The organism is Thermogutta sp., assembly GCF_014359955.1.
Taxonomy (GTDB): domain Bacteria; phylum Planctomycetota; class Planctomycetia; order Pirellulales; family Thermoguttaceae; genus Thermogutta.
This window is the reverse complement of the sequence record NZ_JACIYL010000092.1, coordinates 1-9,455: the sequence shown is the minus strand read 5'-3', so window position 1 is coordinate 9,455 and position 9,455 is coordinate 1. Positions and strand designations below refer to the sequence as shown.

The window sequence follows — 9,455 nt, the reverse complement described above, 5'->3', positions numbered from 1 at the left end:
CCGGTCGCGAAATCACCTACGAAGAAATGCTCAACTGCCCGCACGAGATGGCGCCGGGCCTCGATCACTTGACCATGGACTCGCCAGCACCGCTCCAACTGGGGCCCGACGGACGCTATCCCGTCCCGATGCCGGGACTCAAAACAGATCGCGAATATTGATGGCCCGAAAAAAACGGGTTTGCCAATGGGCTACTATCCTGTAAGTGCCCGGCCATATCCTATCTTTCGCCAGCGAACAGGGGTGACGGTTGCTTCTTCTGTACACCGTCACCCTTGTCTTCGTTTTGATCTTCTGTGTGGAGACACCCGGTGCTGTATGCCCCGTGGAGCCCATTCGCTGTTACGGCTCGGCCATCTCCTGCCCATTGCGGGAACCCAAGCTCCGATAGAGCTGGTAATCCACTTTTTCGCTCAAAAATCTTACAGAGCCATCCACGAAGCCGAACATGGCGCCGCCAGGATGATAGCTCCCACATGCCAATTCCATTACCACGCCGGGCAGCGTCGAATCCTTCCAGCCATTAAGCGGCGCGAACGTGGAAGCGAGCGCCTCGGAGTATTCTGTCCCACCGATTCCCCCGGGCAACCACGTTGCCGTGTGAGGCAAGCCAATCTGCCAGTAATCCATTGACTGCCCGTCTTTTTGGAAGTCTGGATTGGTGTGCATTTCGCCGAAAAGCGCAGTGTGGCTGGTTCCATCCGTCACATCTGCCATCCGAATCGCACTGTTTCCGTAAAGCATGCCATCCAGGTTGATTTGCTCCAGCGCCACCCGGGGATAGCCGGCAGGTACGGTACTCAGATCATCGGATGCCGCGGAGGAAGAGGCAATGCCATTGTAACTGTTGGGCACCCGTTGAGGGATGTCATGATCCACGTGTTCCGGGAGCGGCAAGCTGGGGCACCGAAAAACCGGAATCACCGTCTGGCACGCCTTCGTGTTGGCAGACCCCGAATCCCAATTCCCCGGGCCTGATTCCTGAAAGATGAGCGTCCGGTAGAGGGCTTCCTGCTCAATGTAGGGCAGCAACATCGCGTGCCAGGATTGCTCCAGAGTGCTGAATCCAAAAGGAAACGCCCCGATCTGATCATGATAGTGGTGCATTCCCAGCGTCAGTTGTTTCAAATTATTGCTGCACTGGGCACGCCGAGCAGCCTCTCGCGCACTCTGAACGGCCGGCAAAAGCAGTGCTGTGAGGAGCCCCACAATCGTCAGCACAACAAGAAGTTCCACCAGCGTGAAGCCCGCCTTCATGTTTTCATTCCTGAAGAGTTGCTCCGCCGTCAAGCCCAGTCCGTATCGAATTTGACCGCGCATGATACCCCACGAACACCGGCCGAACAACCGCACACCCTGACACGTCCCACTTTGCCTCTGCCGATGGGGCCTCGAATGTCCGCGCGGGTTTGGGGGCAGGGAGATTCCCCCCCGGAGGAACATGCTTGGCAGGGCCATTTCTCAATGGTAGAAAACCGGTTTTCCGGCGCCGGGCCCACCAAGCATTCCTCTCCGAAGGATTTCTCGATGCGACTTGCCTGTCAGGTCCACATTCCAACCTTGGGATGGTCCGTTTCACCAGCGGGGTCCCAACTGCTCGGTTCACGTGCCAGTCGCACGGCAGGAACAATTCATGAATCGCCCCTGTACCACATTGCGGCATGGCGTCTCCTACGTTTCTTGGAAAGGTGGACATGGCCAAGCCCACACCACCTTGCCAATCGTCACGGGGCCCGATAATTTGAAGACAGAGTGGTGACCACGTGGTCGCCGAGTAATTCGCGTCCATCGCGCAAGGACGAGAGGAGCACCCCCTGCATCGATTGCGCGGCGGTGGGAAATCGGCGGCCAGCCGCGATGGTCAGTCTCCAAATCGTTGGCCTTGCCACCTGATACCTGCTGGGGCGGATTGGGTTGCCCCCGCCACAACGGTTGTCCGGAGGTGAAGGTCGCCGCTGAGCGACGTTGGGACAGGATTTCCAACAAAGGGCCAGGGGACCACGGGACGCTGCAGCGGGATATACACCAATGGGCATCTGCCAGGTTGGTAAGGGAGGGAAAAGGCGGGATACGCTGATCCCCAGTGAAGAACAGCGGGTGGGTTCTGCTGGGCAACAGACATACAATAACGGGGATCGGCCGACTCGGAGCCAGGATCGGACGGTTCCGCATGACGAAGAGGAGCCGATTCGGAACGTTGGGCGCCCGTAGCTCAAGGGATAGAGCAGCGGATTTCTAATCCGCTGGTTGGGGGTTCGAATCCCTCCGGGCGTGTTCCCACAGTAAGCCAGAAAACCCCGTGATTTCCATCACTTAAGTGAGAAATCACGGGGTTTTCGTTTTCCACTGTGGAGAGGCGCCGGCCGGATTCGAACCGGCGAATGGCGGATTTGCAATCCGCTGCCTTAGCCGCTTGGCTACGGCGCCCTTTCAAGCATGTATTATATGGACTCGCGTTTCCGACGCCTAGTCCCGCCCACATGGAAATGTATTAGCCGCGAATAGAAATTCTCGGGCATAGATCTCCCGTCATTCTGATAAGCAGAGATGTCCCCTGCTGGGGCTTCATGCAACTGGTGAATCGGGCAGCGGAGCGGAGCCGTCCGGTTCGCAGCGCCTCGCCATCTCCTGACGCCCCCACAGGGCTTCTAACAAACCGAAACTTCCGCCACGGACGATCCTCCGACCGAGGGTTGACCGATGTCACCACGCGCGTTACCACGGGTCTGTTGTGCCATCTTCGGTGGCCGTCTCGGTGCCCGTTTTGTACCACCAATTGCATGATGGGCCAACAAGGCCCGATAATCAATTGCGATACCCGAGGCCCGGAGGAAGGAGGCCGGTACAGAAGCCGCTTGGCACCGATTGGCAGACTCTTTTGAAGAGACGCCTGGTAGTCGTAGAAAAGTGGTCAGTTCGATGAATAGTCAACCACAACGTGTCCACTGTACAATTGTCGATACTCAATCTTTGTGGAATGTTGGGCTATGGCAGATTTCTTTTTCTGCAGGCCAGCCCGAACAAGGTTTTCGCGTCGTTTTCCAAAAATGGGCCGGCGAGACACACGGAGAAAATAGAGGCCATCTCGTCCTCGCCAGGATTCTCCGCAAATCACAAGGCAGGCTCGAACCAGGGTTTGTGCTGGAAGAGTTTTTTCCCACTGCGGATGGCCGGTGCCTGGCGCGATTTCGACATGCAACGGAAGAATCTTTCCATCTTTCAGTCGTGGTGACGGTATCTCTGGAAGAAACTCCTTCCTCTGATTCTGCTTGCGAACATGGCGGCGGCTCACAAGCTCAACCGATAGCCGTGCTCGAAGCTGTGCTCCTCATGCGCACGGAAGCTGGGGAAACGCGGCCGCGGGTGGTCCTGCTTGACGAGATTGACGCGCTCTTAACCGAACCGCTGGGGCAGATCCGTGTCCGTGGCGAAGATTTGAGAAACTCCGCGATTCCTCTGGTGCCGCAGAACATGGTAGTCGGTCAAAGCGAAGGCGATATTGCATTCGACGTTGTCACCTGGCGATTGCCGGAGAACGCCTGGTTGCTCCGTTGGGTGCACCCTCTGGACGGCCTGCCGCTAGATGCACGGGAGCTTTCCGAGTTGCAAATCAACCCAGCAGTGCGGACTGTTACCGGAAGCCCGCCGGAAGTTTGCGGCTACGAAATTTTGCCGGGAGGAATAGAGAAGGGAGTGACTTTTGCCGCAAGGTGCCTTTACATCTTGGGCGAAGGCGCGGTCCCGAAAGGGATTGTCACTGGACGACTCCAGCAATTTTTGCTCTCGCAGCCGCCGTTATCCGAGGGATAGTGTGGCAGGGTGCTGCTTTTTCGGGTAAGGTAGAAAACTCCCGGGAGGTCATGGTCAAAGATACGCGTAAGGATTATCTTGCGGCATCCCGTCATCAAATTGCTGTCGGGGAGCAGTCGGCAGCGATCGACAAATGAAGTGAGTACGCATCAAGGCAAAGCCTCCACCGTCACGCGAGTGCATGGCCAACAGAATTGCCCAAGGCGGGAATGAGAACTCTGCGTGAAAGGATGATCGGGTTAATGGTAATGAACGTTGAAATCGGTAGATGAGAGGTGAGGAATGGAGCACAAGTTCTTGGGTGAGAATTTTCTTCTGGAAAACAAGACGGCGGAACGGCTCTATCATGAGGTTGCGCGTGAGCTGCCCATCGTGGATTATCACTCTCATTTGCCTCCTGATCTCATTGCGCAGGACCATCGCTTTCCCAATTTGACGGCGGTTTGGCTTCGGGGCGACCATTACAAGTGGCGGGCCATGCGCGCCAACGGGGTGGACGAGTATTTTTGCACGGGAAAGGCCAGCGATTACGAAGTTTTCATGAAGTGGGCGGAAACCGTACCACGGTTGCTCCGGAATCCCCTCTATCATTGGACGCACATGGAGCTGAAGCGTCCATTCGGGATTACGGATCGGCTGCTGTGTCCTGAAACAGCGGCCGAGATCTGGGAAATATGCAACGCGAAGCTGGCTCAACCGGAATTCTCCTGTCGGGGACTTCTGAAGCAATTTAACGTTGTTGTCGTGTGCACGACCGACGATCCTACCGATGATCTCCGATACCACGCGCAGATTGCCCAGGATAGTGGATTTAAGGTACGTGTCCTTCCCACGTTTCGGCCGGATCGGGCGCTTATGGTGGAGGACCCGGACCGCTTCCATGTCTGGATCGACAAGTTAAGTGAAGTTTCGGGCGTCGAGGTGAAAGATTTCCCGACGCTCATCGAGGCCCTGCGAAAACGGCACGACTATTTTCACCAGCACGGTTGTCGTGTGTCGGACCATGGGATAGAGCAGTTCTATTGTGAGGAAACAACAGAGGGGGATTTGAATCAGATTTTCCGGCAGGTGTACAACGGGCGGTCGGTGTCCCAAAACGAGCGGAATAAATTCAGGTCGGCGGTGCTCTACGAGTGCGCGGTCATGGACTACGAGAAAGGCTGGGTGCAGCAGTTCCACGTCGGAGCTCTGCGCAACAACAACACGAAAATGTTCCAAATGCTCGGGCCGGACACAGGATTTGATGCGATCGCCGACGGCAATTTGGCACGATGTATGGTGAAATTTTTGGACCGCCTGGAAATGGAAGGCAAGTTGACCAAGACAATTGTGTACAACCTCAATCCTTCCGTTAACGAAGTGGTGGCCAGCATCCTCGCGTGTTTCCAGGATGGGCAAATCCCCGGAAAGATGCAGTACGGTGCTGCGTGGTGGTTCCTCGATCAGAGGGATGGTATTCTCAAGCAGTTGGAGACACTTTCCAATTTTGGTTTGCTCAGTCGGTTCGTCGGCATGTTGACGGACAGTCGCTCGTTTCTGTCCTTTGTGCGGCATGAATACTTCCGAAGGATCCTTTGCAATCTCCTGGGCAGTGAGATGGAACGTGGGCTGCTGCCGAATGATTTTGACATGATGGCAGAACTGGTTCGCGATATTTGCTACCGCAACGCGGTCCAGTACTTCAATTTCCCAGGGGTCACCGGTTGAAAAAAGGTTTTTCCCCATCAAATCTCCCGCAAGGGCGTAGGCATTGCGTCCCGGGGATGTCCATGTTAATTTGACCAGCCAAATCACTGTCAGACAGTCGCAGTGGTATCCCACGGGGATCTGTCTGTCGTTGGCACATTGACTACACGAAGACGGGAGGTCAGCACAATGCGCTCGGCACCGACCCCTATGACCCGGTGGTGTGGCAGGTGGATATTCCTTTTCGGAGGCGGTTTCGCCCTGGCGTTGCTCTCGGTTTTGGGCTTCTCTTCGCGGGCGAGCGCCTACAATCCGCCGGTGGATTCCGCTTTAGGGGTGACGCTGCGCATCGAGGGGCCATCGGAGATAACCTATTCACCGGAAGGGTTCGAGTGCACGCTCGTTGTACAAAACACGGCTGACAGGCCGGTACGCGGTACAATTCGACTGCGGTCGATCGATGGATGTCAGGCCGAGCCGGGGGAAATTGAGAATCTATCCATCCCGCCGGGAGAAACGGTTCGCCGAAATTTTCGACTGAAATTTGGACCGCGGATTTACAACGCCCACTATCCCATTCACGCCTATGGTCGACTTGACCTGGACGGTCAGGAAGTATTGCTCCATCCGATCCTGGTTTTCCTGGTTCGGGGGGCACCGCCGGCACCGAGCGCTGCGTGGGATTGGAAACCGTTCGAGTTGCCCAAAAACACGGCGCTGGCACTTGAAGAGGTGCCCGTTTTTCGGGCAGTTTTTCAGGTGTTTGGGCACGACCCAGAGACCATGCCGGTCGGGTGGCGTGGGTCGCATCCCTCCCACCGTGGGACGTGCGATAAGATGACCCGGGATCTTGGCGGTGTGACGAAACCTGTCATCGGCATTCATCCGCCCTGGTATGGGGGGCAACCGGGCACGGGCATGGTGGAGTTTCCCGTTGCGCTACCGGCGGGTGTTCCCATTCACCTGTCGTTTGCTCTGGGAATGACCCCCGAAGGCCAAAGCGACGGCGTTACCTTTCGGGTGCGCGTTGTCGATCTCTCGGCACCAGACGGAGCGTTCGGCAAAATCGTGTTCGAACGTCACACGACGGCCAAAACCTGGGAACAACACGAGGTGGATCTCTCTGCCTATGCGGGGAGGACGATTCGGCTCCAGCTCGAATCGCATCCGGGACCGAAGAACAACACGGGCTGGGACTCATCCTTCTGGGCAGAGCCGACGCTGATTGCAGGAACATCCCCCACGCTGCGAGAAGGGGAAGGATCAAAGCCGGGCACGCCGATCATTCTGGGAACGGTAGGGGTCGGCGGACTTCGGGGGCAGGCTGAGGTGGAGCTGGGTTTGCGAGGCCTGCTCGATGCGGAGGTTCGCTTCCGCTTCGGACAGCGTGTGCTTTCATTCCACGGATTTGAAGTGACGGTGCTGGGCTCCCGACTGGACAGCGTGCGATCGGCGACTGCCCTTCTGGGTGTGGAATCCCAGGCGGAAAAGATCTCCGATGGCACTCAACGCCTTGTCGTAAGACATCGGTTTCAGAATGCTGCCGGGCCGTTTGATCTTATTGGCGTCGTGGGCGTGGAAAAAGGAACACTGACAGTTAGCTGGTGCCTCGACAATGTGCCCCCGCCCCGTCCGTGGGTGGACGTGCATCTTGAGGATGTAGCCGTGGGAAGCTGGTCCCAGGAGGCATTCCGGGTTTATGCAGGCGCCGGTAACGTGGTGCAAAAACCCCAAAGTTATACGCTGGGGTTCGATGGGCACCGCCTTTCTACTTCGTTCGTGGGGCTTGAATTCGATGACGGGCTAACCATTGTGCAGGGGTGCGATGTTCCGCCGAGCGCGTTCCAGGTGAATCCGGCGGCACGGCACTATTCGCTTCACGTGGCCCATGCGTCGAAGATGACGCTCATCCCGGCAACCCGTGTGTGGGACGCCGTCAAGCAATGGCGGGAGGTGAATGGGCTCAAACCAGCGGATGGGGTTCCCGTCCTTGCGGGAAGGTTCGTCTTTGATCTGTGGGGTGGACGTTACCGGGAAAGCGCGGACGCTTTGCAAAAGGCATTCCGCTACGGGCTGACGGATAGTCTGGTGATCTGGCACAACTGGCAGCGTTGGGGGTATGACTACCGTCTGCCCGAGATTTTTCCGCCCAATCCGAGTTTAGGGACGCTCGAAGATATGCAATATCTTGCCGAGACCTGTCGGCAGGCCGGTGTTCGTTTCGCACTGCACGATAACTACATCGACTTTTACCCCGACGCCGAGGGATTCTCTTACCTGAATACAATTGCCTTCCATGCCAATGCTCAGCCGGTCAGGGCCTGGTTTAACGAAGGGAGGCAGGCCCAATCCTATCGCTATCGGGCGGATTGCGTGGCACCTTTTCTGCAAGCCAACCTCACCAAAATTGCAGAGCATATCAAACCAACTGCCTATTTTATCGACGTTTGGAGCAGTATCGGTCCCTATGATTACTGGACGGCCGATGGCAAATTTTTCGACAAAGTCTATACCCGAAACACCTGGGGGCAGCATTTCGCGTGGATCCGGCAACTCCTTGGGGATCATGCGCCGCAGATTTCTGAAAGCGGTCATGACCAACTGATCGGCTGGCTGGATGGGGCCACCACCAATCATCTTCGCGTGGGGAAGCCCATTCCCGGATATTATCAGTGGTCCGTATGGAACTGGGATTGCGAGGATGCCGAACGGATCCCGTGGTTTGATGCGGCTCACCACGACCGCTTTGTTCTCCACGGAGCCGGATATTCCGGTCGTTATCAGGCAGGTTTGGACGCTCGGCTTCATGGGATTTACAGCGACGATTACATGACGACCGAAGTGTTGACGGGACACCCGGCGATGGTGGCCCAGCCGTTCGGCCAGGACGTTGTCCGCAAGTACTGGTTGCTCTCGGCATTGGGCCGGGCGTTGGCTCTTGATCGGATCGAAGACGTGGAATTTGTTGATAACAATATCCACCACATTCACGTGAAATGGGCCGGGGGAATAGAAACCTGGTGCAACCGAGGAGAGTCGGATTGGGAAGTTGCCGGAGTGGTGCTGCCTCAATTCGGATTTCTCGCCCGATCTGCTGAGAACTCCCGGGCAGGCCGTGTCGTTAAAGAAGCCGCGATCGCGCGGCGGGACGGACTGATTGTCGAATGGGCGATCACACCCGAAAGTATCTACGTCAATGCGCGAAAAGATTACATGGGGCCTGAACCGATTCGGCCCCGGGCGACGAATTTTGCTCAAAAGGGAGAGGAGATAGAGATCTCCGTCGATTGGGCTGCCCGGGCGCCGATCCCAGCAGGCTGGGTCCCGTTTGCCCATTTTTGTGACGAAAAAGGCGACATTCTCTTCCAGGGGCGGTTTGAACCTCGCGACCTGAGCGGTGTCACGGGACATATCAACAGCGTCGTGCGGGCGAGGATTCCTGCGAGCATTCCGGTCGGGCAGGAACTGGAATTGCGGGTGGGAGTTTATCGCCCGGGGGATGGCCGCCGGCTTTCCCTCGCCGGCCCGGACGACGGTCAGGCACGGATTCGGCTGGGCAAAATTCGACGGGGTGACGACAACCAGGTGACGTGGACCCCGCAGCCTGATGAGCCCGATCGGTTGTTACTCCGAAAGAACGTGGACGGCCGACCGGTGAATTTCGGCGGGATTGTGACGGCCCAGGGGGTGCGTGTAGCGCAGGCGGGCGGTGGCGTCCTCGTGATCCCGCTGCCGCTGGAGGACCAGCCCACCGAACTGACCATTTTTTGGTCGAAGTTGCCGTGGAAATTAGCACAAGCCACGAAAATCGAGTTCCTGGACATCGATGGGAACGTGGTCCGTACAGAGCCGCTCCCCGGCCAGGAAGAAATCAGGCTGGTGATCCAGCCGGGAGAATGGGGGGCCAGACTGGCTCCATGATGTCGCTTCGAAAACCGATTCTCCCTTCCGAGGTCAGA

4 protein-coding genes and 2 tRNA genes are annotated in these 9,455 nt (G+C 57.2%); 4 read left to right on the top strand and 2 right to left on the bottom strand.

Features of this window, described 5'->3' with window-relative positions:
* Positions 1-342 precede the first annotated feature (342 nt).
* On the bottom strand, positions 343-1,320 hold the full coding sequence (locus tag H5U08_RS04705) for a DUF1559 domain-containing protein (protein WP_297030764.1): 978 nt from the start codon (positions 1,318-1,320) through the stop codon (positions 343-345).
* A gap of 881 nt (positions 1,321-2,201) precedes the next feature.
* On the opposite strand from H5U08_RS04705, the gene H5U08_RS04700 reads away from it, so the two are divergent.
* Positions 2,202-2,274 (top strand) — tRNA-Arg (locus H5U08_RS04700).
* Between the two features lie 80 nt (positions 2,275-2,354).
* Here the strand turns inward: H5U08_RS04700 and H5U08_RS04695 are convergent.
* Positions 2,355-2,427 (bottom strand) — tRNA-Cys (locus H5U08_RS04695).
* A 492-nt stretch (positions 2,428-2,919) separates the two neighbouring features.
* Here H5U08_RS04695 and H5U08_RS04690 point away from each other — a divergent pair.
* The 3 genes from H5U08_RS04690 to H5U08_RS04680 all read left to right on the top strand — a co-directional run bounded on the left by H5U08_RS04690 (position 2,920) and on the right by H5U08_RS04680 (position 9,417).
* Positions 2,920-3,810: a hypothetical protein gene (locus H5U08_RS04690; RefSeq protein ID WP_297030761.1), complete on the top strand. Its 891-nt coding sequence runs from the start codon at positions 2,920-2,922 to the stop codon at positions 3,808-3,810.
* A 282-nt stretch (positions 3,811-4,092) separates the two neighbouring features.
* Positions 4,093-5,517, top strand: coding sequence for a glucuronate isomerase (uxaC, locus tag H5U08_RS04685; protein WP_297030759.1), 1,425 nt, complete (start codon positions 4,093-4,095; stop codon positions 5,515-5,517).
* A gap of 168 nt (positions 5,518-5,685) precedes the next feature.
* Positions 5,686-9,417, top strand: a complete 3,732-nt coding sequence (locus tag H5U08_RS04680) for a DUF5696 domain-containing protein (RefSeq protein WP_297030756.1) — start codon at positions 5,686-5,688, stop codon at positions 9,415-9,417.
* The last annotated feature ends 38 nt before the right edge of the window (positions 9,418-9,455 follow it).

Bases quoted from the DNA above. Each gene is read 5' to 3' on its own strand.
- H5U08_RS04705 (WP_297030764.1), bottom strand. From the start codon at position 1,320: ATGCGCGGTCAAATTCGATACGGACTGGGCTTGACGGCGGAGCAACTC.
- H5U08_RS04690 (WP_297030761.1), top strand. From the start codon at position 2,920: ATGAATAGTCAACCACAACGTGTCCACTGTACAATTGTCGATACTCAA.
- uxaC (WP_297030759.1), top strand. From the start codon at position 4,093: ATGGAGCACAAGTTCTTGGGTGAGAATTTTCTTCTGGAAAACAAGACG.
- H5U08_RS04680 (WP_297030756.1), top strand. From the start codon at position 5,686: ATGCGCTCGGCACCGACCCCTATGACCCGGTGGTGTGGCAGGTGGATA.